Here is a 22,124-nt window from a genome sequence, read left to right as displayed (position 1 = left end):
TGTCTAACCTCCCTGAGCCCGAAATGCCATGATGGCCCATGACGCATTACGCGACTGGACCGAATGGCTGACCCATGAACGGCGCTCCAGCCTGCGAACGGTTGAGGCCTACCGCCATGATATCGTTATGGCCCTCTCCTTCTTTGAGCAGCATCTGGGGGGCGAGGTTGATCTGACTGCTCTGGCAAAGCTCTCCCTTGCTGATCTCCGGGCGTGGCTGGCTCATGAAACAGCCCGCAGCGAAAAACCCACACGTCGCGCCACGAATGCCGATGCGCGCGCTCGTTCCAGAGCACGACATGTTTCGGCCCTGCGATCGTTCTTTCGCTATCTGGCCATGCGCCATGATGTCTCGAATCCTGCCCCGGGGCTCCTCGCGACCCCACGACTGAAAAAGCGCCTTCCACGTCCTCTTGGGCAAGAACAGGCCTTGGCCGCGCCGGAAGGGATTTCCGACGATGCTTTTACGAGCGCTGCTGCCATCCGGGACAAAGCACTCTTTACGCTTCTGTACGGTACAGGCTTGCGGATTGGTGAAGCCTTGGCCCTTGATGTGCGGGACCTGACCAACGCTGGTGAGAACATGCTGCGCGTGGTGGGCAAAGGGGGGAAAGAACGTCTGGTTCCGCTGCTTCCGGCCGTCCGTGAAGCGTTGGAGTTATGGAAAGGGGTTCACCCTTCTCCGGCCCCGGACGCTCCGCTGTTCTGCGGTGTGCGGGGAGGTCGCCTAAATCCCGGCGTCGCCCAGCGCGCCATGCGGGAATGGCGCAAAGGCGAAGGTCTGCCGGATTCCGCCACACCACATGCTCTTCGCCACTCTTTTGCGACCCATTTGATGGAAGGTGGCGCTGATTTGCGTGCCATTCAGGAACTCATGGGCCATGCCAGTCTTTCCACCACCCAGGCTTATACTCTGGCAGACGAAAAGCACCTGCTGGACGTCTGGCGCAAGGCACACCCACGGGCGGAGCAGGAATGAAAAGACTGACATGGGGCATTCTGGCTGCCCTTATGGCTCTGACCGGGAAGGCTGAAGCAGTGCCATGCCACACGATACAAGCGGCCGTTTTGCCGCTGCACGATGATGGTGGATATCTGAGCATTCCAGCCCAGATCAACGGTCATGCGGTCTCCATGATCGTAGACACAGGCTCACAGGGTAGCCTGATGACACCACAGGGCGTTGCAGCGCTTCATCTACCTCAGGACCCTGACCGTCACACTGTTATGCAGGGGCCCAATGGAACACCTCGTCTGGTAGCCAACGTCCGTATTGCCGATCTGCAACTGGGGCACCTTTCTCTGGGCTCAGGGTCCATGCCCATAGGCTCTCTTCCCGGTTCCCCGATGATTCATCCGCCTATTCTGGGGCTTCTCGGGGCAGATGTTCTGGATGGGTATGATCTGGAATTTGACGTTCCCCATCAGAGGCTCATGTTCTGGAAAGTTTCCTCAAACAGCGCGTCCTGCCAGCTTCAGCCCACTTGGAAAGGCCTGTGGAATACGGTTCCGGCCCGGCAGGTTGACGGACGCCTGATGGTAAACTTCACGCTTAATGGAGCGCGCGGAACGGCGCTTCTCGACAGCGGTGCGCGCTCCCATATTGTCAGCACCGACTTCGCCTATCGCCTCGGTCTCACAGATGAACTGCTCGCGCTCGACCCTGGCGGTATCACTGCCGGTGTGGACCTGCATGAACGCCGATACCACTGGCATCGCTTCAAGCGCTTTTCCATGGGGGGCACGGTGTGGGTTGATCCCGTTCTGACTGTCGCCCCGGTTCATGATCAGGCCGACATGCTGCTGGGCTCAGACTGGTTCGCCAAACACGACATCTGGCTCTCTTACGCCACAAGCCAGATTTTCGTTCGTTAAGGAGTTGGGAGCGTACAGAACGTCCCGGCTTTCATCCGTTCCTTGCGGGCGGGGGTAAACGCCCACCAGTTCAGGGCTTCTCCTGTTTTCGCCTGATGGATGGTGGCTGCAAACACGTCATGCACACAGGGATCATGGCGTTGCTGCGTTAGGTGACAGAGCTTCAGATAAAGATCGTCCGGCTCACAGGATGCCAGCTGCGCAGTTGAGGTAATCCCCAATATGGCAAAATCTGCGAGTGCTGCTTTGCCAACATTCTTCAGCATTGTGAGATCACTCATGCCTGCGCGCCCTTTATTTGAGGCAACCATTGTAGCGAGCGGCACTTTAAAGTCCTAGCAACAAAAGGACATGATTCATGGTGACGCAGGGACTATCACGTTTCACTGGCAGCAAGGCCCTCGTGACGGGGGCGGCATCGGGTATTGGTCACGCGACAGCCCTTCGTTTCCTTGACGAAGGCGCTCATGTCATTCTTGTGGATCGGGATCAGAAAAAGCTCGACGAGGTCATGAAGAGCCTCGACCCGAACAAAGCTACGGCCTCTCTGACAGACATTTCAAAACCCGATGAGGTGCAGAAACTGCTGGCTCTGACTAAGCAGACGTTCGGCACACTGAATGTGCTGGTGAACAATGCCGGTGTCACCACAATCGGCACGGTTCTGGACGGCGATCTGGACGCCTGGCAGACCGTGTGCGCCACGACCCTGACTGGAACCCTGAATGTCAGCCGCACCTTTCTGCCCTTGCTGATCCAGAGCAAAGGCAACATCGTCAACACGGCCTCCGTCTCTGGAATGAGGGGGGACTGGAACACGGCATATTACGATGTTGCCAAAGGCGGCGTTGTGAACCTGACGCGTGTTCTGGCGATGGATCATGGAAAGGACGGCGTTCGCGTCAATGCCATCTGTCCGTCGGTCACACGCACTGCCATGACGGCGGACGCCCTTAAAGATCCAGCTTTCGTCAAAAGCGTCGAAGACCGCGTTCCGTTGCAGCGTCTGGGAGAGCCTGAAGATATGGCCGCAGCAATCACATTCCTGGCCAGTGAGGACGCGGCTTACATTACCGGATTGATCATGCCGGTTGATGGGGGCGTGACCGCATCAAACGGGCAGCCACCATTTCCTATGAGCTGATCTTCAGAAACTTACTGCACGTCTCCGCGCCGATCCTGCACGGAGACGTTTCCTGAATATGTGGCGAAGAACGGAAGCCCCAGACTTCCAATTTCTACTTCATCCTGAAAGACAACTTTTTCATTCTCTATCGGAGCGCCGCCAAAAAAGGTTTTTGACCAGCGCGCCCTGCCCCACACTCAGAAAATCATCATAGTGAGTGAATTTCTTCTGATCCCCCAGACCCTCCAGATTTTCTTTTAGTGAAGAAATCCAGAAAGACGGAAATGTCGTGTATGTCAGATCAGGATCAAGGCTGACGCGCTTCTTCTTTTCGCCAACCCGAATATGAACTGTGAAGTCATCTTCCATGTCCACGGAATGACTGCCGTCTCCCAGGAATGTTTTAAACGCCAGCTTGCAGGCTTTCGTATCTTTGACATCAAGATACGCGAACTGTCTTTCCGGAATATCTATCAGAACTGCCAGGCGGAATAATGCCGCACGTCCGAGCACACCCACAATTGGTCGCCCGTCAACCACCTGCGTACTGGCCTTCGCGAGCAAGACGACGTCTACATCTCTCAGCGGAATATCATCCAGAACCAGTTCATTAATTTTGGAATGAAAGGCGCTTTCCTTATAGGCACCGCTGATGACAACTTTGGCGTCATCATAGCCCTTGGGGAACTGTATTCCTTCAGAATTCCGGGCGTAAATGTAATCGAACGCTGGGCTGACATACATCGCAGCGGGTTTGCCGTTGGTTTTCACCGGTATACGCGGCGCATCCCCCTCGCCTCCCAGTAACGGGAGAATAACTGGCATAAAAAACCTCCGTCCCGATAAAGGAACGGAGGTTTCTGGTATCCGCTAAGACGTAGGGGATTATTCGCCTTTGAGACGGCTGTTGCACTGGGACCAGTACCCGCCACCCTTCTGGATCCACTTCAGGCTGCCATTGCCGCCGTTTGCCTTGTTCGCATTGTACTGGGCAACACAGGTCTTCATGCGAGCCTTGCCAGCGGACAGGCTGGAAAACTGGGACGACACAGCCGTTGGGAATACAACGTTTCCAGACGTGACCGGAGCACTCTTGGACGCAATCGGTGCCTTCGTACCTGCAACAGACGAATCAGGCGGGTTCGCCTTACCCGTCGTGACAGGTGCCGTCGTTGTTGGTGCTGTGGCAGCCGTTGCCGGGGCAGCAGTTGTCGCAGGCGCGGCTTCAGCCGTTTCGCTACCACAGCTTGCAGCCTTGAAGGCCTTGTAGCTTTGACCGTTCAGGGTGCCGCCCTTCTTGGCGGACTGGAATGCAGCATGGCATTCCTTGGCCGTCATCGCGTGTGCAGGAACCGAGGCAAGACCGGCAGCCAGAACAGCGGCCAGGGAGAGGCGGGACAACATACGGCTGGAAACCATGAAAAACATCCTTGTCTGTCAACCGGGAAGTCGCAGCCTCCCGGTTCAGAAACGCCGGTGACTACGATCAGTTGATGCGTTCACCATGCATGGTCGTATCGAGGCCTTCAAGTTCCTCTTCTGCAGAAACACGCAGACCCATGACACGATCCAGAACCTTCAGGATCACGAATGTCATGATGACACACCAGACAATCGTCACGCAGACGGCTTCTGCCTGAGCCAGAAGCTGTGAAAGGCTTCCGACGGTACCAGCCGGATTAGCGTCCGTTGCAGAGAGCGGCCCATAAGCCAGAACACCTGTCAGCAGAGCGCCAACGATACCCCCCGTACCGTGAACACCGAACGCATCGAGACTGTCATCATAGCCAAGAGCGTGCTTGAGCCACGTGGCACTCCAGAAGCAGACTGCACCGGCAATCAGACCAATCACCACAGCGCCACCCGGCAGGACAAAGCCCGCAGCAGGTGTAATGGCGACCAGCCCGGCGACCACGCCGGAAATAATGCCAAGTGCCGTCGGCTTACCCGTCCGTGCCCACTCAACAGCCATCCAGGCGACACCACCAGCGGCAGCAGCAAGCTGCGTTGTCAGCATGGCCATGCCTGCACGGCCGTTAGCGCCCAGCGCAGAGCCTGCGTTGAAGCCAAACCAGCCAACCCAAAGCAGGGACGCACCGATAATGGCGTATGTCAGGTTGAACGGAGACATGTCATCCGTTCCAATGCCGCGGCGCTTGCCAAGAACATACGCACAGACAAGGCCAGCCACACCGGAGTTGATGTGCACGACCGTGCCACCGGCAAAGTCCACAGCGCCCAGGCCAGCGACCCAACCCGTTGGGCTCCAGACCCAATGAGCGACAGGTGCATAAACCAGCAGCAGCCAGAAGATCGTGAAGACGCACATGGAAGAGAACTTCATACGTTCCGCGTAGGCCCCTGTAATCAGGGCTGGCGTGATGACGGCGAACGTCATCTGGAACATCATGTAGACGCTTTCCGGGATCGTCATCGGAACGGCGGCTGCCGTTCCTGCCCCAAGCGTGAAAGCGGAATCAACGCCGTTGTGGAAGTTTGCTGCAACACCGTTCAGCAAAGCGCGGGACAGATCACCAATCCACGGCGTGCCACTCGAGAAGGCCAGACTGTAACCTGCAACCATCCAGACGAGGCTGGCGATACAACAGATGGCAAAAGACTGGATCAGGGTGGCAAGAACGTTCTTCTTGCGAACCATGCCGCCGTAGAACAACGCAAGACCAGGCACTGTCATCATCAGGACGAGTGCTGTGCTGATCAGCATCCAGGCTGTATCGCCTGTGTCGATGGCCGCAGGCGCATCAGCAGCCATCGCGGATACTGGCAGAAGTGCGCCAGCAGCCATGATCGAAAGACCGGAACGTCTCATCACAGAGCGCCCTCCCCGGTCTCTCCCGTGCGGATGCGGATGAGCTGATCGAGATTGGAGACCATGATCTTGCCGTCACCGATCTTACCCGTGCGAGCTGCCGTCATGATTGCCTCAATGACGTCTTCCACAACGGAATCTGCCACAGCAATTTCAATCTTGAGCTTTGGAAGAAAGCTGACGTGATACTCGGCGCCACGGTAAATTTCCGTCTGGCCTTTTTGACGACCAAAACCTTTGACTTCCGTCACGGTCAGACCTTGCACGCCCAGTGGCGTCAGCGCCTCCCGGACATCGTCAAGCTTGAAGGGTTTGATAATAGCGGTGACGAGCTTCACGAACGGCATATCCTCGTTGGGAATCAGAAGACTGGGGGCCAGTATGGCCCAGATTGTACCAGTTCAACAACAATATACGAAACAGCCCAGAGACACCGGGGAACCGGCGTCTCTGGGCGTCTTTCTTCCATCCAGCCTCTGAAGGAGGATCAGAACGTGGCGTTGATACGCCCGTAGTAATAGCCACCAGCGATGCCGATACCGGAAGAGTCCGTGTCGTAAGCATTCGCCCCGAGGTAGTTAAGATACTTGGTCAGACGCCGTGGGCGCTGGTTGAAAATGTTATTGGCGCCCACGGCGAAGTGCCACATGTGATTGAGACGGTACCCAACCTCAAGATCCGTCAGCCAGACTGGCGTATTCTTGAACTGCCCCCAGCAGACATTGGAATACTGAAGGCTCTGCCCCTTGCAGGTCAGGCTTGCAGGAGTCTGATCCTGATAGGTCAGCATGGACGTGGTTTCGCCGTAGCGCGTCTGACGCACGTTCACATCCCACTTTCCGATCGTCCAATACGCATTCAGGATGATCTTGCTGCGTGGAGAGGTAGACGTCAGATACGCGATGCTCTGTTCATTCAGGTAGGGGTTGCCCTGAGAATTCGTATTGATGTGATTGACGCGCGTCCGGTTCAGGTTGAGCGCCATGGTCAGATCCAGGTTCCCATACTGGTGCATGTGGAACATATAATCGGACTGGATATCGAGGCCCTGTGTGCGGGTGCTTCCAACGTTTGCGAAGTAGTTTGCCGAAACGTCCGCATTCGTAATGCCTGTCGGCAGCGTAGCACCCGTCATGTCGATAGCGGAAATGGCCGTATCGCCATAGATGGAACCCGCACCGGAAATACGATCCCGAATATTGATCTGATAAACGTCTGCGGAAATGTGCCAGCCATTGACCGGCTCAAGCACCACACCACCCTCAGCACTTGTAGAGCGTTCTGGCTTCAGGTTTTGAGCGCCAAGACTGCGCCCCGCAGCACTGGATGTGGCAAGGAGGCCCGAAGCGCCTGTTGGTGAGACGTTCAATGAGCTGAAGTGTTCTTCAGGAAGGGTTGGGGCGCGGAAACCATTGCTGATCGTGGCCCGAACGGCGATCCGTTTCGTAATGTCATACCGTGTGGAAACTTTACCATTCTCGGTATTCCCAACGTCCGTGTAGTGCTCGAAGCGGCCCGCAAAATCGAGATCCCAGTGCTTCAGCGGATGGAAGTCACCATCGAGGTAGGCGGCCCAGACGTCACGGCTCCACTTGCCAGAGTTTTCCGGCATCAGGCCCGCATAGCCCTGCGTTCCACCCTGGGTATAGGACGCAATTTCGCCCGGCCAGATCTGATAGGTCTCCAGGCGGTGCTCACCACCGAAGGCGACCGTCACAGGAACGAGGTTGGCAATTTTCAGCTGACGGCGGAAATCAAGATTGTTCGTCCACTGAGACAGGCGATAGGTCTCGGCACGAACCGTCGTTGGGGAGGTTCCGGTTTCCGCAATCAGGTTCGGGTTAGCTGTGTGCTTGTTCCCGATATCATTTTCATCAGCACCATAAGTCGAGCTCAGATCCCAGGAAAACCCAAGGAAATTGTCACCTTTAAGCCCCAAGGTTGCGGCGTAATCGTTCTCCTCGATGGTTTCGAGCGGAGAAAACCCATACGGATACAGCGTCGGAGCCACAGACGGCATACGATAGTTTTCATAAGCCTCGGAATGGCGGTGGGCATAGGTAATGAGACCGTATCCCTTCACACCTTCCGTCAGCGTCTTCCCGAACTCGATGCTGAGGTTTTCACGAGTTTCTTCCGGTGTGCTCAGGATCTTGTTGGAGTTATGCGGAACATCAAATCCCTTGTATTCGGGATTCCCCGGAACCGTCCGAACGTCCGTCGTGTTCGGGACCATATGATCGGTGTGGTACATCTGCCCGCTGATATGGACATAACCGTCCCCCAGGAAACCGAAGCCACCATCAGCACCAAGCTGATACTGCCAGCCATCACCGTTGTAGGCATTCGCGCCAGTCTGGGCGGTCATGTTCAGGCCATGCGGCGTCTTTTTCAGGATAATGTTTACAACACCGGCGATTGCGTCCGAGCCATACATGGCCGCCGCACCATCACGCAGAATTTCGATATGATCGATTGCAGAGGCCGGGATCATGTTCAGATCGACCGGCGTTGAGCCCTGCTGCGGACCAGCATCTGCATAGATATTGGCTGTCGTATGACGGCGCTTTCCATCGACGAGAACCAGAACTTCGTTCGGGTTCAGACCACGCATCCGGATGGAGGACGTCAGGGCACCAGCGTCGCTTCCCATCGCGTTGACCGTGATGGACGGGTCAGTACGAACAATCGCATCCGCGAGGTTCATCTGGCCGGAACGGCGGAGCGTCGCGGCCGTGAGAACACTGATCGGGCTCGTTGAATCCCGGGCGCGGCGGTTGAACGCATGCGTTCCCGTGACGATCATCTGCTCGTTTGTATTGCTATCAACTGCATGAGGGCGGCGCGGCGTGGCGGCGGCCTGACGGACGACTGTTTTCTTCCCTGTGGTTTTGGTCGTCACCTTCGCAGGAGCCGTGGTGCGGGTCGATTTATGCACGGCAGCAGAGGCCTGATGTACTGGGTGCACGACCGTAACGATTGTTGTAGCGAGAAGAAGTGACTTGAGGCGCATTCAGGCAGTCCTAATCAGATCTGGTGTTCAGTTCAGATTAGAAACGTTTTAAAGTGTGTCTACCGATTATTCCGGCCTTGAATGTATCACAAGATTTCTAGTGCATAAATGCCACACCTCAAGAGACCAAAACGAAACTTTTGGAGCCAGGAGTGTGGCATCAGGAAATTTCAGGAAACTGTAGGAGCCTTCAGATCAGGACCGCGATATTGCCCATCGCCCGGGCGATTGACCGGAGGAGACATGAGGCTTTCGGGCCACGGCGTGTCAGAGGGAGAATCCGATACGACCGCAGTTCGTCCACGGGGCAGACATTCCGGCATTTCTGCTTGAATGCGACGCAGCATGCGTTCGCGAATATCACAGGACAGGTTCCACATATTTCCTGCATCCGCAGCCCCTGCGATCATGCGGATGGAAATGACTTGGGCATTGCTGTCTGCAATCTGGCAGGCAATGGAGGAACGGTCCTTGTCCCAATCCGGGCAGTGCTCGATTTCTTCCATGAACATCGCCCTCAAACGGTCCATCGGTGTGCGATAATCCAGCCAGAGAAAAATGGAACCGATCAAAGACTGCGAACTATGCGTCCAGTTCTGGAACGGGTTTTCGAGGAAATAGGAAATGGGCACGATATAACGGCGACGATCCCATGTCCGCAGGACGACATAAGTCGCATTAATCTCCTCGACCCAGGCCCAGTCCCCGTTCAGGATCAGCATATCTTCCATGCGGATCGGCTGGGTGATGGCGATCTGAATACCCGCGATCAAATTGGACAAAGCCGGCCGGGCGGATAGACCCACGATCAGGGAGGCGGCACCGGCAGAAGCAAAGAGTGAAACGCCAAATTTCTGAACGGAATTGAAAACCATCAGAGACGCGGCAACAGTCAGGACCCCAAAGGTGATCTCAATCAGACGACGGAGCACCCGGATCTGCGTCTGATGAGAGCGGACCGTGATGTCATCCACATTCTCCTTGGAACTGATCCGGTTCAGGTACTGATCGGTCGCCAGACGAAACGCCCTGATAATGCCGAAGCCAAGATTCATGATGAACAGGCAGGCCAGCACGTGCGCGAGAAGCTTTTCAGTCTCGGGAGAGAAGCCCTCCGTCGCTGGCAAAGCTGCGCTGGCGGCTATGATCATCAGAAAATAGCGGACATTCATCCTTAACCTGATGGTTAAGGCATGAATGAACTGGATCTTCCTCAGGCCCGGCAGGCGAGGCAGCGCATCCGTGATGATCCGACTGAACAGGAGGGCGAACAGCGCGGCTGCAATCAGCAGAAGAACAGAACCCAGCGGGTCAGGCAGCCAGTCGAACTGGTGACGAAGGCTGGACATTGAGTCCACATAATTCTGTCTGAACATTGGTCTCCCTAGACGATCACCTGTCATCCACCATCAGGGCACGCAGAGGCTGCATCCTGAGCGAATGAAATGCTGTTAGCGGTGTCCATCAGCACGCATTCGGCCAAGAACATCAGACTACAACCCCAGGCGGACCAAACTGTTCCCGAAATACGAACCGCTCTATTTTCACTATTTTAATAAGTTTTAATTTTGTTGAACGATGCATGTTGCCGAAATGAGACACTCACCTGCTGTCTTTTTGACCGTACTGAATACCAAACAGCCACAACAAAATTTTTGACTGAAAACCTATATTTTTTAGACTTTTCAATTCCTTATAACAACAAACCACAAACAGCGATTTATGTTGTTATTTAATATTTTAAACATATTTTATTGGTTGTTTCATATTATAACTATTTGGTGTAGTTTTATGGCCGCCGCCACTTCCGTTCTGTCATCTGTGCTTTCGTTCGCTCTGCTCATGTCAGGTACCTCGGCCATTGCCCTGGCAGCAGACCTTCAGGACGCGCATTCTCAAGCCGGGCACAAGCCATCAGGAAAGCCCCGTCATAACGGATACTCCAAGCCTGCCCCTTCGCCCCACAAGCAACCCAACGCAAAAGGCGAAAACGTTACGGTTCTCGGTCATGCCCATCAGGCTGACGGCGGAGCACTAGGGACACGCCGTGTTCTGGATACGCCATTTTCGATCAAGGTCGTGACGGCAGCAGAACTTCAGGAGCGGCAGGTCAAATCGCTGGCGCGCGTTTTCTCACAGGACGCATCGGTCATTTCAAACGGCGACACGTATTCGTTCAACGCCTATTCCGTCACGGTTCGAGGCGTACCGCTTGATGATTACAACGGCTACAAGATCAACGGCACGCCCTTCTTCATGACGACCGTGGAACTCCCACTTGAGTCGTTCGAGGCGGTGCAGCTTCTCAAGGGCGCTTCCGGTTTCATGTACGGCTTCAACGCGCCCGGCGGCATCATCGACTTCCAGACCAAGAAGCCAACAGACGCGCGCACATTTTCCTTTGATGCAGGATACAGCTCAGGCGCTGTAGGCAGTCAGCACATCGACACAGGTGGGCGCCTTTTCCGAAACGATATTGTTGGATATCGCCTGAACCTCACCCACGAAAATGGCGAAACCTATAACGGATCGCACGTCACGCGCTTTTCAGGTTCCCTGTCCACGGATGTGCGGCTGGCTCACAACCTGCTGTGGACCGCTGACGCCATTTATCAGGACCGTCAGGTCCGTGGCGGCGTGCAGGACTTCTTTATTGATGATCCGTCCGCCTATGGCAGCAACCGTCTTCCCGATGCCATCAGCGGACACAAGAACCTGACGGCATCTCCGGCAAGCATGTTTACGTCCCACACCCTGTTTGTCTCAACCGGGCTGCATTGGGACATTACAAAGAACTGGACGGCGCGCATCGATTACAGCCACAGCATGGACTATCGCCGCTACCGCGGGGAGTGGATGTCCCTGCAGGATCAGGGGGGCAACTATGACACCTATATGAGCACCAATCCTGGAAGCTGGGCACAATATGATCAGGTTCAGGCCATTCTGGAAGGCAAGTTCCGGACAGGCTTTATCCGGCATGATTTCACGATGGGAGCGGCTTGGCAGGGGCTCAGCAAATATCTTCCATATGCCTCTGATTACGTGAACATCGGAGGCCAGAACCTTTACTCGCCGATCACCAGCCGCTCTTATAGCGGAAGCTGGGACACCGCGACCTATCGCAATTATCGTTCCGATCAGGTCGGTCTTTTCGGCAGCGACACCCTGACATTTGATAAACACTGGTCACTCCTCGCCGGCATTCGCTTTACCGATTTCCATCAGCTGACATGGAAGTCTTCCGGAACAAAAACAGCGCTGCGCACTACGCCACTGACACCGACTGCCGCCCTGATGTTCCATCCATGGAAAGACACCACCATCTACGCCAGCTACGTTCAGGCGCTGGAAAACGGTGGGACCGTGGGAGACACCTATAAGAACGCACGCGAGACTCTCCCGCCCATCCGTTCCGATCAGGTTGAAGTGGGTGCAAAAATTGCGCGCCAGACCTGGGACCTGACAGGCGCGCTTTATCGCATCACGCGTGGCGCGCAGTATGCCAACGCGGACAATGTCTATGTCTCGAACGGCACAGTCACATATCAGGGCGCAGAACTCAGTGGTCATGTCGATCTGCCGTTTGGCATTACCCTCACGGACAGCCTGGGCGCTGAAGGCGGAAAATACAGCAAGGCAGATGCCAGCGTTAAAGGAAATAAGATCGAGGGCATTCCGCTGTTCCAGAATGTCTTTCAGCTGACGGACCGTATCCCGGGCGTACCGGGTCTCTCAGCAACTGCGGAAGTTCATTACACCGCGTCAATGTGGGGTGACAGTTCCAACAGCTTCCATGTCCCGAGCTATACGCTGCTCAACCTGCGGGCCAGCTATCGCACCAACATCGGCCGTCACAAAGTGACGCTACGCGCTGAACTCGATAACGCCACGAACCTTCATTACTGGGGCTTTCTGGCCTCTGATTACTTCTTTGTTGGCACGCCGCGCGCCGTTTTCCTGAACGCACGCTTCGATCTCTAATCTCTTCTGCCTCTCCCTGCCCTCTTCCGCTCCACACGTCACAGGAGTAGGACAGGGGCAGGGAGATGAGCACGATGACCAAGACACATTACGACCTGTGCATTAACGGAGCCGGTCCTGTTGGCGCGACACTGGCCTGTCGTCTGGCAGCCGAAGGTGTGCGGGTTCTGCTCATTGACCGTGCAGCTCTCCCAGGCATGGAAGACCCTTCTCTTGACGGCCGGGCCTACGCCATTGCGGAAGGCTCACGCCAGATGCTGGAAGCCGCGGGCATCTGGGACAATCTTCCCGGTGTTTCCCAGCCGATCCGTGAAATCCGCGTCTCGGATGGCCGCCCGCACGAGGCTCCCTCACCGCTTTTCCTGCATTTCGGTGTGGACGATGCCCCTGAAGGCATGAATTTCGGATGGATGGCAGAAGCACGCGATCTGCGTCTCGCCATTAACCGGACACTTGAACAATACGAGACGCTGGACGTCCGCGCGCCAGACACAGGAACCTTCACGTTTCACCCGGATCATGTGTCGATCCGTCTGGCATCGGGTTCGACCGTAACGGCCAAACTGGCTGTGGCGGCTGAGGGGCGTCGTTCTCCATTGCGCGACCAGGCCCGCATCGGCCTGACCAAACTTCCTTATCATCAGTGCGGTATCGTTGCGACAATTGCGCATGAAAAGCCTCATGACGGCGTGGCGCTGGAACAGTTCCTGCCCGAAGGACCTTTCGCCCGACTGCCAATGCCAGGAACGGCTGAACATCCGCATCGATCCGCTATTGTCTGGGCGGAAGGCGAAGGTCGCGCCCAGCGCTTCCATGACCTCCCCGATGAGATCTTTGCCCGCGAAATCCGTGCACGCATGGGCGATGAGGATCTGGGCGCCATCACACCCATTGGCCGCCGCTGGATTTATCCGCTGTCAGCGCAGTATGCGCAGACATATATTGCGCCCCGTCTGGCTCTGGTCGGAGATGCGGCCCATGGTATCCATCCAATCGCAGGTCAGGGGCTGAATATCGGTTTTCGGGATGTCATCGCTCTGGCAGACCTACTGATTGAAGCCCATACGAAACGTACAGATCCGGGAAGCCGGGAACTCCTTGTCCGCTATCAGCGCCGCGCCCGGCCCGGCAATATGGCCATGCTGGCCGCCACGGACATTCTGGAACGTCTCTTTGGCAACGATAATCCGGTTCTGCGGCGCGTGCGTGACCTCGGCATTGCGGGCGTTCATCGCCTGCCCCGCCTGAGACGCGCCTTTGTTCGCAAGGCGATGGGCGTATGAGTTCAACCGTAAATCTCGTTAAACTCTGGCAGGAAATGCAGTCCCAGGCATGCAGTTGCCATGATCCGCTGATTCAGGATGTCTTCGCGACTAACATCGGGGATCATGCCGACTTCAGCTCAGCACTGGCTTCTCTACTAGGGACAAAGCTGGCTGATCGCTCCATTTCGGCCACGGCCATCACGCGTCTTGTTGCGTCAATTCTTCAGGACGTTCCGGCAATTGCAGAAGCCGCAGCGGAAGACATCCTCGCGATCCGGGATCGGGATCCTGCCTGCCCTGACCTTGTCACGCCTTTCCTGTTTTTCAAAGGCTGGCAGGCATTACAGGCTCATAGGGTCTCACACCATCTGTGGCAGAGAAACCGCCGACATCTAGCCTATCACTTTCAGAGCAGGGTAAACGAACTGTTCTCAATAGACATTCATCCCGCCGCCCGACTGGGACGCCGCCTGAGTATCGATCATGGAACGGGAATCGTCATTGGAGAAACCTGCATCATTGAAGATGACGTCTCCCTTTTTCAGGACGTCACGCTTGGCGGAACAGGAAAACTGAGCGGGAACCGCCATCCGATCGTTCGCCGGGGCGCCATGATCGGTTCCGGTGCAAAAGTTCTGGGCCGTCTTGTTATTGGTGAAAATGCCCGGATCGGCGCAGCCTCCGTCGTTCTGGAAGATATTCCAGCCAACGCAACCGCGGTTGGGAACCCAGCCCGGATTATTGGCACGCCAAAGGCTACCTCTTTTCCTACGACAACCAACCCTGCTCACCCTGTCGCTTGACGGAGAGGAGCCGCAGGCTGTCTCTTTCTGCTCAGACGATTGTTTCGATATGAAACAGGAATGTATCCTTAATTAACTTTAGTAATCACCAAGAAACAGAGTGTGTATTACTGTTATCTGCATATGACAATTATGCAACAGCGTGCCTTTATGGCATCCCTGCTGGTTATTTCCGGATAGACAAAGTTCTGAGACAAAAACATTACTAAGGAGATCTCAGAAATATAGTCTGACTGTGAGCCCACATGATTCTTAATCGACGCAGGGAGCTGCTTCTGTGCGCTTCCGTTCTCGCCATGGGACTGGAAGCGACTGCAACAGCGGACGCCCAGACCGCTACGAGCACGCATCACCGTGCGTCCTCTCATCGCACAACAACGCACGCCAAGGCGGCTGCCACGCCCAGGGTTACAACACAGGCACCGGTTCAGACAGTTGCACCAGCTGCGACAACGCCTGCCTTGACCGCTCAGGTCAATCGCCGTCGTGCCGTTACTTCGATCGATTCAGGCCGTTCTGAAAGTGTTGTCGTCACGGGCTCTGCCCTGAGCACGTCCAACAACTCGAACGCGAACCCGGTCCAGATCGTGACCAGCAAGCAGATTGAGCAGACAGGCGCCACCACGATTGGTGATTACCTGCAGCGCCTTCCGTCCATGGGCTCCTCTGGCACAACAAATAGCCAGACCAATGGCACAGGCGGCTCCTCCTGCATGGATCTGCGTAACCTTGGGCAGAACCGCGTTCTGGTTCTGATCGACGGCAAGCGTGCTGCCATCAATGGCAACAACAGCTGCTTCGACATGAACACGATCAACGTTCATCAGGTTGCCAGCATTGAAATCCTGAAGGATGGCGGTTCCGAGCTTTATGGTGCTGACGCTGTTTCCGGCGTTATCAACATCAAGCTTCGCCACGACCTCAACGATGCGAACCTCACGGTTCGTGGGGGTATTGGCACCGATCGCGGCGACGGCCAGACAGGCATGATTTCCGGCTATAAGGGCTGGAACTTCGATCATGGCAAGGGCAACGTGACGCTTTTCGGGTCTTACATGACCTCCAGTGGCATCCAGCAGCGCAACCGCTCATGGGCGAACCCCGTTCAGATCAACAACCCTCTGAGTGCATCTGGACTGTCCTTCGGGTCCGGTTACCCGACCGGTGGCCTGTATCAGACAGACAGCGGCAATTATGTTGGCAGCGAAAGCGGTGCGCTACACACGTATTCCAAGGCGGACCGATACAACTACGGTAACGATCAGTCCCTGACCAACTCCCTTCAGAACGCGACACTGTCGTTTGATGCCCATTACGACATCAACCGTCATTTCACGCCATATCTGAACTTTAACTACGCACACCGTAATTCGTCCACGACGATGGCCCCTATTCCGGTGGCTGGCAGCATTTACCCGTCCTCGCTGCCAACGGCGCTCTATATTCCTGCAAACGACCCCTACAACACGCTCGGCGAAGACGCTTATATGTCCAAGCGTATGGGTGAGTGGGGCAATCGCCGCAGCGAAACCGCCACGGATACCTACACGGGTATTGCGGGTGTGAAGGGTGAAATCACCCATGGATGGAACTACGATCTGTCCTACACCTATGGCTGGAACCAGGTCATGCAGCAGACGTCTGGCGTTGGTAACTACGCCAAGCTGCTGCAGACATATGGCCTGCAGCAGGACACCCCGGGTGATGCTGACAGTACGCTGAGCTACAATCCATCGGTTTGTAACGCTGCCGCCGGTTGCGTTCTGTCCAACCCGTTTGGCAAGCTTTCACCGGAAGCTGCAGCTTACTCCAACTACACGTCGCATGATCACTACTATTACCAGCTGCGTGACCTGAACCTGCGCATCAACAACAACCATGTTGTTCACATGCCATGGAATAACGGTGGCGACCTGGGTCTTGCGCTGGGTATGGAGCATCGTGGTGAACAGCTTGCCTATCACCCGGATCCACTGGTCGAAGCAGGTCAGACGCTGACGAACTCTGCGTCTTACACCGGCGGCGGCTTCAACGTTTCTGAAGGTTACATCGAAGGCAAGGCAACACTGCTGCACAACGCATTCCTCGCCAAAGATCTGACGATCGACGGTCAGGGACGGTACTCGGCCTACAATACGTTCGGTGGCACGAAGAACTGGAAGGTTTCCATCAACTGGGCACCGATTCAGGACATCCGCTTCCGCGCAACGCTCGGTACGTCTTATCGTCAGCCGAACGTTTATGAGCTGTATGGTGGTCAGTCTCTGGGATACGCCTCAGCGACCGATCCGTGTGATTCCGTACAGGCAGCATCCTACGGTGCGCAATCTCCTGTCGTAGCAGCCACTTGCGCACGTCAGGGCATCAACAGCAGCACGTTCGCGTCCAACTTCTCCGGACAGTCTCCAACGTTGTATGGCGGCAACTCCAAGCTGCGCCCTGAGACGGGCCGGACCTACACGATCGGTACGGTGATCACGCCGCGCTGGATCCCGGGCCTGTCTGCGTCCGTTGAATACTGGCACTACACGCTCAAGAACATGATCACGTACCTGAGCAGCCAGTACATCATGGATCAGTGCTATACGGGCACGAATACGTCCTACTGTGATCGTATTACCCGCGTTGCAAGCACCGGGCAGCTGAATGCTGTGACGTCCATGTATGACAACATTGGCGGCCTGAAGACGAGCGGTATCGACTTCGACCTCGACTACCGTATCCGTGTCACGCAGCATGATGTCCTGACGCTGTCCAACAACTTCCAGCAGCTCGTCAGCTACCTGCAGCAGAACGAGGCTGGTGGTCAGTGGTACAACTATGCTGGTCGCATGATGTATCAAACCGGCAACGGCAACCCGCGCGTTCGTGACTACGCAACGGTTGGCTGGCAGCACGGTGCGTTCGGCGTGACGTACATGATGCAGTACATGGGCGGCATGGTCTGGAACGACGGCACGACAGATCTGAAGCGTGCCAACGGTTATGGCCGCACCAGCACCCCAGGCATCTTCTCACATGATGTGACGGTGTCCTATCGCTGGAAGAGTTGGAACTTCGAAGGTGGTGTGAACAACCTCCTCGACAAGAAGCCGCCGTTTGTTGCCAGCGCAACGGACAACAGTGCAGCTGCGCTGTATGGCAACCTCTACATGGGACGTTACGTCTTCCTGCAGGCAGGCGTGAACTTCTGACCCTGATCACTTAATCAGCAAAAAAGGGCGGTCCGAAAGGGCCGCCCTTTTTTTTGTTATTGATACGCCCTGGAACTTACTGGTTCGAGAACCTGAACGTCGTTGTGTAGTCGAACGTCTGGCCCGGCTTCAGTTCCGTCGTGGGAAAAGACGGATGGTTCGGGCTGTCTGGATAGTGCTCGGCTTCAAACGCGATAGCGTCTGTCTGGCGATAAGCATGGCCGGAAATCCCTGCATACCCACCGTCCAGTGAGTTGGACGTATAGACCTGTAGCCCCGGCTGGTTGGTCAGAACTTCCATGCTGCGGCCCGAGCGTGGGTCATAGACTTTTCCAGCCAGACGCGGAGCCTGTCCGTATGCTCCGTTAACGACCCAGTTCATGTCGTAACCACGTGCATACATCATCTGGATGTCATTGCTGCGGAGGCGTGCGCCCACTTCAGTTGGCTTGCTGAAGTCCAATGGTGTGCCTGCAACGGGTGCAAGCTGGCCCGTCGGGATCGAGGTGCTGTCGGTTGGGGTATAGCTGTCTGCGTTGATCTGAAGGATTTCCGGCTCGATGCTGCCAGAGCCTTCGCCATTCAGATTCCAGTAGCTGTGATTCGTTAGGTTCAGAACCGTCGGCGCATCGGTTGTCGCCACATAATGCAGTGACAGAGCATTGTCGTTGCCCAGCGTGTAGGTCACGCGCGTCGTCAATGTTCCGGGAAAGCCCTGGTCACCGTTCGGACTGACCAGCTTCAGCGTCACATAGGAGCCGCTTGCAGAGACGCCTGTCTTTTCAAGCGTCCAGACGTTTTTGTCGAACCCCTTTTTTCCACCATGCAGAGCATTTGGGGCAGCCGTAATGTCCGTGTGGTAGATTTTCCCGTCTACCGGGAAGCTGCCGCCTGCGAGACGGTTTGCGTAACGGCCGATAATCGCCCCGAAGAACAGTCCACCCTTGGCGCTATCGACGGTGTATCCCTTGAGATCGCCAAACCCGAGGACGATGTCCTGCGGGTGGCCATTACGGTCCGGCGTCTCAACAGATTGAATAATGCCGCCATAGGTAATGACGCGTACCGTCACATTATGGTCATTCTTCAAGATGATGATACGAACAGGCTTCCCATCGGGCGTGTTACCCCATGGCTGAGAGAGTGAAGTTGGACGCGCCTGAGCAGCCCCAAGAGACAGGCCAACTAGGGCCACGGTGGCAAAAAGCGGTGCTTTGCAGGCAGAAAATCTGGACACTGGAAAATTCCCTGGTGTTGAGTTGCCGCCACACTGCTCTCAAAATATTTCAGCCGTCAAAGTCGCCGGAGTGTCCTTTTGACGTCTGGATCGTTAAAGGATCTCGTCCCTTCCCTGTGTCGTAATTTGGATACATAGAGGGGTGCAGCTTGGCACAGTATAGGCTATGACTACGGCCTTCCGCAGTTTTCCGCGACGGACGGCTCATGGCTCCGCCGGCGGCACACCAATTGAATGGGAACGGATTTCGAAAATTTCCGTTTTCAGATGAAGTCTTTGTGAGCACGCCCGCGGAGTGGGGTTTTTGAGGAATGGTTATGGACTCTCGGCAGGACAGAATCGGTATCAGGGCGACGCGCTCGCGTCGTGGCAGAGCCATTGCAGGCGTTTTGGCACTGCTGACGCTGGGGGCCTGTAGCTCCCTGCATAATCCCCCGCCGAAAGATCCGGACGACCTTGCTGATTACAAGGCTGCCAACGATCCGTACGAGCCGCTGAACCGGAAGATGTATAACGTCCAGATGTGGGCTTATCACGTGGCTTTGCGCCCCGTGGCCAAAGCCTGGATCTGGGCTGTTCCGAAACCGGTGCGGCATAGTATTTCCAACATCAATGAAACCTGGCGTGAGCCTGCGGTGTTCTTCTCTGATGTAGGGGCTGGAAAGCCTCGTCGTGCGGGTGATTCGTTCATGCGCTTCACGATCAACATGAGTGCGGGAGTGGCCGGTTTCTTCGATGTTGCCAGTCTGGTCGGGTACAAACAGCATGAGACTGACCCGGGGATGACCATGGGAACATGGGGCGTAAAGAGCGGCCCATACCTCTTCATTCCGTTCGTTGGTCCCAGCAACTTCCGCGATGGCGCAGGCTATGCGATTGGTCAGGCTCTCACCCCGATCAATTATGTGCCAAGAGGTTATGGCCTGCTGACATTCAACTGGGCCTACAATATTCTTGGAACGGTTGATGGCTTTGCCAACAGTGTGGATCAGATCGATCATCTGGAGCAGGACAGCCTTGATCCGTACTCCTACGTCCGCAGTGCCTGGCAGCAGAACCGCCAGAGCCAGATTGACGCTATGACGAACGATCACCGCGCCACCACCCCAGACTGGTACAACTGAGGACAAACGCATGCTTAAAGCCTTTTCGCGCCGGGCCCTTCTTGGTGCTTTTGCTGCAGCCCTCACTTTCGGGGCTGGCGTCGCTCATGCCAATCCGGCAACAGATTTCGTGAATTCCTTTGGTGGCCAGCTGGTCAGCATCGTTAATTCCGGCAAGCCACTGGGTGAAAAGAAGCGCGAAGTCCTTCCGCTTCTTCAGTCCAATGTGGATATTCAGGGCATTGCCCGCTACTGCCTCGGCCGCTACTGGCGCACCGCCACCCCGGCACAGCAGCAGAAATACCTTCAGCTGTTCGATCAGGTTCTGGTCAACACAATCACGGACCAGATCGGTAACTACCAGGGCGTGAGCTTCCGTGTGACCGGCACAAGCCCGACACCGGATGGCGAACGCGTCAACGCGCTGATTGACCGTCCGGGCCAGCCAGAAGTCAACATGCAGCTCATCATCGGTGGGAACCCGCCGAAGGTGGTGGATATGTATGGTGAAGGTGCCAGCCTGCGCATGAATCAGCGCGGCGATTACAGCTCCTATCTGGCCCGTCACGGCGGCGATGTTGGTGCACTCAACGCAGCTCTGGAGCGTCAGCTCAGCAATCATCACTGATTGCCGTTCTCTCGAGCATGACGATAAAAAAAAGGCCTCCATAACAGGAGGCCTTTTTTTGTGCTTTGTCTTACCAGCGAGTTTTATCGGGTAGGCCGCTGCACAGTGACGTGGAAACGATAGATTGTGTCTTTGCCCGTAAAGAGTACATCTGTTTGTCCGTCATGATGGGCCAGAATTTCTGCGACCTTCTGGGACACGAGATTCACATGCACAACATCCGGCAAGCTGATGGATGCCGTCTGCAGGTTCGGGGGGAGCGCTACGATCTCGGTGCCTCCCACGGCTAAAACCAGCGTACGATCAATAATGTGCATGCCACCCACGACCGGTTCAGGGGCCTTGGGGGCGTCAGCCCGTGCGCTCGGCAATACAGCCAGCCCCATGATGACGGCAGAAAACGCCGCTTTTCCAATGTTTTTCAGAAAATCAACCACACTTTATTCCTTAGAAAAAAATACCGTATGGCTTCAATCAGTAATACCTGATGCGGCAGGAAACAAACGCTCAGTACCCCTTGCGTATCAGGCAGGGGTAATCTCGTAGAGAAACATCGTATTACCATCACGCGTGAAGGTATCAACATGACGCATGCCGATACTGCCGAGTACGACGCGAGAGGCCAAATTATCTTCCCGAGCCACAGCTACAATCCGTGGCTCCCCTTCATCCAGAACATACCGAATGGCAGCAGCCGCAGCTTCACGGGCAATGCCCCGGCCAGTAGCCCATGGGAAAATTGAAAATCTCAGTCCGATACCGCGGCCATCAGGGCGTTCGTGAACGCCTGTTATTCCAACAAAACGCCCATTTTCACGAATAGCAAAGATACCAATGCGGCGCCTGGCCCAGAACGCAACGTCCTCGGCCATTTCCTTTTCCGTATCGAAGCGGCTTCGCACACCGCCAAGCATTTGCCCAAAAGCACCGGCATCAGCCTTGAGAGCAATCATGTCCTCCAGATCCGGCCAATTGACCGGAGTGAGAACCAGACGTGCAGTACGGAGTTCACGCCCTAACAAGCGGGCCTCCTCAAACCGTCAGAAACCGGAACAGGTGATCCTGT

At 55.8% G+C, this 22,124-nt stretch carries 19 protein-coding genes; 9 read left to right on the top strand and 10 right to left on the bottom strand.

Annotation, left to right across the window (positions count from 1 at the left end):
• Positions 1–28: 28 nt before the first annotated feature.
• Both KP702_RS05920 and KP702_RS05915 read left to right on the top strand, forming a co-directional pair.
• On the top strand, positions 29–979 hold the full coding sequence (locus tag KP702_RS05920; RefSeq protein WP_215768639.1) for a tyrosine recombinase XerC: 951 nt from the start codon (positions 29–31) through the stop codon (positions 977–979).
• Positions 976–1,875, top strand: a complete 900-nt coding sequence (locus KP702_RS05915) for a retroviral-like aspartic protease family protein (RefSeq protein ID WP_215768638.1) — start codon at positions 976–978, stop codon at positions 1,873–1,875. Before KP702_RS05920 ends, KP702_RS05915 begins: the two co-directional genes overlap by 4 nt.
• Here KP702_RS05915 and KP702_RS05910 read toward each other — a convergent pair.
• Positions 1,872–2,156, bottom strand: a complete 285-nt coding sequence (locus KP702_RS05910; RefSeq protein ID WP_099211684.1) for a helix-hairpin-helix domain-containing protein — start codon at positions 2,154–2,156, stop codon at positions 1,872–1,874. The two genes, KP702_RS05915 and KP702_RS05910, sit on opposite strands and share 4 nt — an antisense overlap.
• Before the next feature lie 77 nt (positions 2,157–2,233).
• On the opposite strand from KP702_RS05910, the gene KP702_RS05905 reads away from it, so the two are divergent.
• Entirely contained in the window at positions 2,234–3,019 is a 786-nt protein-coding gene (locus KP702_RS05905; protein WP_215768637.1) for an SDR family NAD(P)-dependent oxidoreductase, read from the top strand.
• Positions 3,020–3,139: 120 nt separating this feature from the next.
• Here KP702_RS05905 and KP702_RS05900 read toward each other — a convergent pair whose 3' ends face one another.
• From KP702_RS05900 to KP702_RS05875, 6 genes are all read right to left on the bottom strand, one after another.
• Complete coding sequence (locus KP702_RS05900) at positions 3,140–3,826, bottom strand: hypothetical protein (protein ID WP_237389900.1); 687 nt, start codon at positions 3,824–3,826, stop codon at positions 3,140–3,142.
• A 60-nt stretch (positions 3,827–3,886) separates the two neighbouring features.
• Positions 3,887–4,429 (bottom strand): hypothetical protein, encoded by a 543-nt coding sequence (locus KP702_RS05895; RefSeq protein WP_099211680.1) that lies wholly within the window; start codon positions 4,427–4,429, stop codon positions 3,887–3,889.
• Positions 4,430–4,487: 58 nt separating this feature from the next.
• Positions 4,488–5,831 carry an ammonium transporter gene (locus KP702_RS05890; protein ID WP_255494180.1) on the bottom strand — a complete coding sequence of 448 codons (1,344 nt, stop codon included), beginning with the start codon at positions 5,829–5,831 and terminating at the stop codon, positions 4,488–4,490.
• Entirely contained in the window at positions 5,831–6,169 is a 339-nt protein-coding gene (locus tag KP702_RS05885) for a P-II family nitrogen regulator (RefSeq protein WP_029495718.1), read from the bottom strand. The genes KP702_RS05890 and KP702_RS05885 overlap by 1 nt, the downstream gene beginning before the upstream one ends.
• A 149-nt stretch (positions 6,170–6,318) precedes the next feature.
• Complete coding sequence (locus tag KP702_RS05880; protein ID WP_215768636.1) at positions 6,319–8,844, bottom strand: TonB-dependent siderophore receptor; 2,526 nt, start codon at positions 8,842–8,844, stop codon at positions 6,319–6,321.
• Between the two features lie 170 nt (positions 8,845–9,014).
• Positions 9,015–10,193 (bottom strand): mechanosensitive ion channel family protein, encoded by a 1,179-nt coding sequence (locus KP702_RS05875; RefSeq protein ID WP_252348563.1) that lies wholly within the window; start codon positions 10,191–10,193, stop codon positions 9,015–9,017.
• Between the two features lie 442 nt (positions 10,194–10,635).
• Between KP702_RS05875 and KP702_RS05870 the strand changes: the two genes are divergently transcribed.
• From KP702_RS05870 to KP702_RS05855, 4 genes are all read left to right on the top strand, one after another.
• A complete protein-coding gene (locus KP702_RS05870; protein WP_215768634.1) occupies positions 10,636–12,828 on the top strand; it encodes a TonB-dependent siderophore receptor in 2,193 nt (730 codons plus the stop codon).
• 65 nt (positions 12,829–12,893) lie between these two features.
• Complete coding sequence (locus tag KP702_RS05865) at positions 12,894–14,111, top strand: UbiH/UbiF/VisC/COQ6 family ubiquinone biosynthesis hydroxylase (protein ID WP_064274630.1); 1,218 nt, start codon at positions 12,894–12,896, stop codon at positions 14,109–14,111.
• Positions 14,108–14,896, top strand: a complete 789-nt coding sequence (gene cysE, locus KP702_RS05860; RefSeq protein WP_202207107.1) for a serine O-acetyltransferase — start codon at positions 14,108–14,110, stop codon at positions 14,894–14,896. The genes KP702_RS05865 and cysE overlap by 4 nt, the downstream gene beginning before the upstream one ends.
• Before the next feature lie 245 nt (positions 14,897–15,141).
• On the top strand, positions 15,142–18,090 hold the full coding sequence (locus KP702_RS05855) for a TonB-dependent receptor domain-containing protein (protein ID WP_202207106.1): 2,949 nt from the start codon (positions 15,142–15,144) through the stop codon (positions 18,088–18,090).
• Between the two features lie 76 nt (positions 18,091–18,166).
• Here the strand turns inward: KP702_RS05855 and KP702_RS05850 are convergent, their stop codons facing one another.
• On the bottom strand, positions 18,167–19,327 hold the full coding sequence (locus KP702_RS05850; RefSeq protein WP_215768633.1) for an aldose epimerase family protein: 1,161 nt from the start codon (positions 19,325–19,327) through the stop codon (positions 18,167–18,169).
• Positions 19,328–19,644: 317 nt separating this feature from the next.
• Between KP702_RS05850 and KP702_RS05845 the strand changes: the two genes are divergently transcribed.
• Together KP702_RS05845 and KP702_RS05840 are read left to right on the top strand one after the other, a co-directional pair.
• Positions 19,645–20,451 carry a VacJ family lipoprotein gene (locus KP702_RS05845; RefSeq protein WP_215768632.1) on the top strand — a complete coding sequence of 269 codons (807 nt, stop codon included), beginning with the start codon at positions 19,645–19,647 and terminating at the stop codon, positions 20,449–20,451.
• Between the two features lie 10 nt (positions 20,452–20,461).
• Positions 20,462–21,058 carry a phospholipid-binding protein MlaC gene (locus KP702_RS05840; RefSeq protein ID WP_202207103.1) on the top strand — a complete coding sequence of 199 codons (597 nt, stop codon included), beginning with the start codon at positions 20,462–20,464 and terminating at the stop codon, positions 21,056–21,058.
• 83 nt (positions 21,059–21,141) lie between these two features.
• Here KP702_RS05840 and KP702_RS05835 read toward each other — a convergent pair whose 3' ends face one another.
• Together KP702_RS05835 and KP702_RS05830 are read right to left on the bottom strand one after the other, a co-directional pair.
• On the bottom strand, positions 21,142–21,495 hold the full coding sequence (locus tag KP702_RS05835) for a pilus assembly protein N-terminal domain-containing protein (RefSeq protein WP_202207102.1): 354 nt from the start codon (positions 21,493–21,495) through the stop codon (positions 21,142–21,144).
• Between the two features lie 87 nt (positions 21,496–21,582).
• Complete coding sequence (locus KP702_RS05830) at positions 21,583–22,080, bottom strand: GNAT family N-acetyltransferase (protein WP_202207101.1); 498 nt, start codon at positions 22,078–22,080, stop codon at positions 21,583–21,585.
• Positions 22,081–22,124: the final 44 nt, after the last annotated feature.

The organism is Gluconobacter sp. P5B12, assembly GCF_018812035.1.
Taxonomy (GTDB): Bacteria; Pseudomonadota; Alphaproteobacteria; order Acetobacterales; family Acetobacteraceae; genus Gluconobacter.
Note: the sequence above shows the minus strand (reverse complement) of the source record. Positions and strands in the feature narration are given on the sequence as shown.

What these genes read in the sequence shown, in the direction of transcription:
- KP702_RS05875 (WP_252348563.1), bottom strand. Translation starts at nt 10,193, where the DNA reads ATGTCCAGCCTTCGTCACCAGTTCGACTGGCTGCCTGACCCGCTGGGT.
- KP702_RS05910 (WP_099211684.1), bottom strand. Translation starts at nt 2,156, where the DNA reads ATGAGTGATCTCACAATGCTGAAGAATGTTGGCAAAGCAGCACTCGCA.
- KP702_RS05845 (WP_215768632.1), top strand. Translation starts at nt 19,645, where the DNA reads ATGGACTCTCGGCAGGACAGAATCGGTATCAGGGCGACGCGCTCGCGT.
- KP702_RS05915 (WP_215768638.1), top strand. Translation starts at nt 976, where the DNA reads ATGAAAAGACTGACATGGGGCATTCTGGCTGCCCTTATGGCTCTGACC.
- KP702_RS05870 (WP_215768634.1), top strand. Translation starts at nt 10,636, where the DNA reads ATGGCCGCCGCCACTTCCGTTCTGTCATCTGTGCTTTCGTTCGCTCTG.
- KP702_RS05865 (WP_064274630.1), top strand. Translation starts at nt 12,894, where the DNA reads ATGAGCACGATGACCAAGACACATTACGACCTGTGCATTAACGGAGCC.
- KP702_RS05920 (WP_215768639.1), top strand. Translation starts at nt 29, where the DNA reads ATGATGGCCCATGACGCATTACGCGACTGGACCGAATGGCTGACCCAT.
- KP702_RS05840 (WP_202207103.1), top strand. Translation starts at nt 20,462, where the DNA reads ATGCTTAAAGCCTTTTCGCGCCGGGCCCTTCTTGGTGCTTTTGCTGCA.
- KP702_RS05900 (WP_237389900.1), bottom strand. Translation starts at nt 3,826, where the DNA reads ATGCCAGTTATTCTCCCGTTACTGGGAGGCGAGGGGGATGCGCCGCGT.
- KP702_RS05880 (WP_215768636.1), bottom strand. Translation starts at nt 8,844, where the DNA reads ATGCGCCTCAAGTCACTTCTTCTCGCTACAACAATCGTTACGGTCGTG.
- KP702_RS05855 (WP_202207106.1), top strand. Translation starts at nt 15,142, where the DNA reads ATGATTCTTAATCGACGCAGGGAGCTGCTTCTGTGCGCTTCCGTTCTC.
- KP702_RS05905 (WP_215768637.1), top strand. Translation starts at nt 2,234, where the DNA reads ATGGTGACGCAGGGACTATCACGTTTCACTGGCAGCAAGGCCCTCGTG.
- cysE (WP_202207107.1), top strand. Translation starts at nt 14,108, where the DNA reads ATGAGTTCAACCGTAAATCTCGTTAAACTCTGGCAGGAAATGCAGTCC.
- KP702_RS05895 (WP_099211680.1), bottom strand. Translation starts at nt 4,429, where the DNA reads ATGTTTTTCATGGTTTCCAGCCGTATGTTGTCCCGCCTCTCCCTGGCC.
- KP702_RS05890 (WP_255494180.1), bottom strand. Translation starts at nt 5,831, where the DNA reads ATGAGACGTTCCGGTCTTTCGATCATGGCTGCTGGCGCACTTCTGCCA.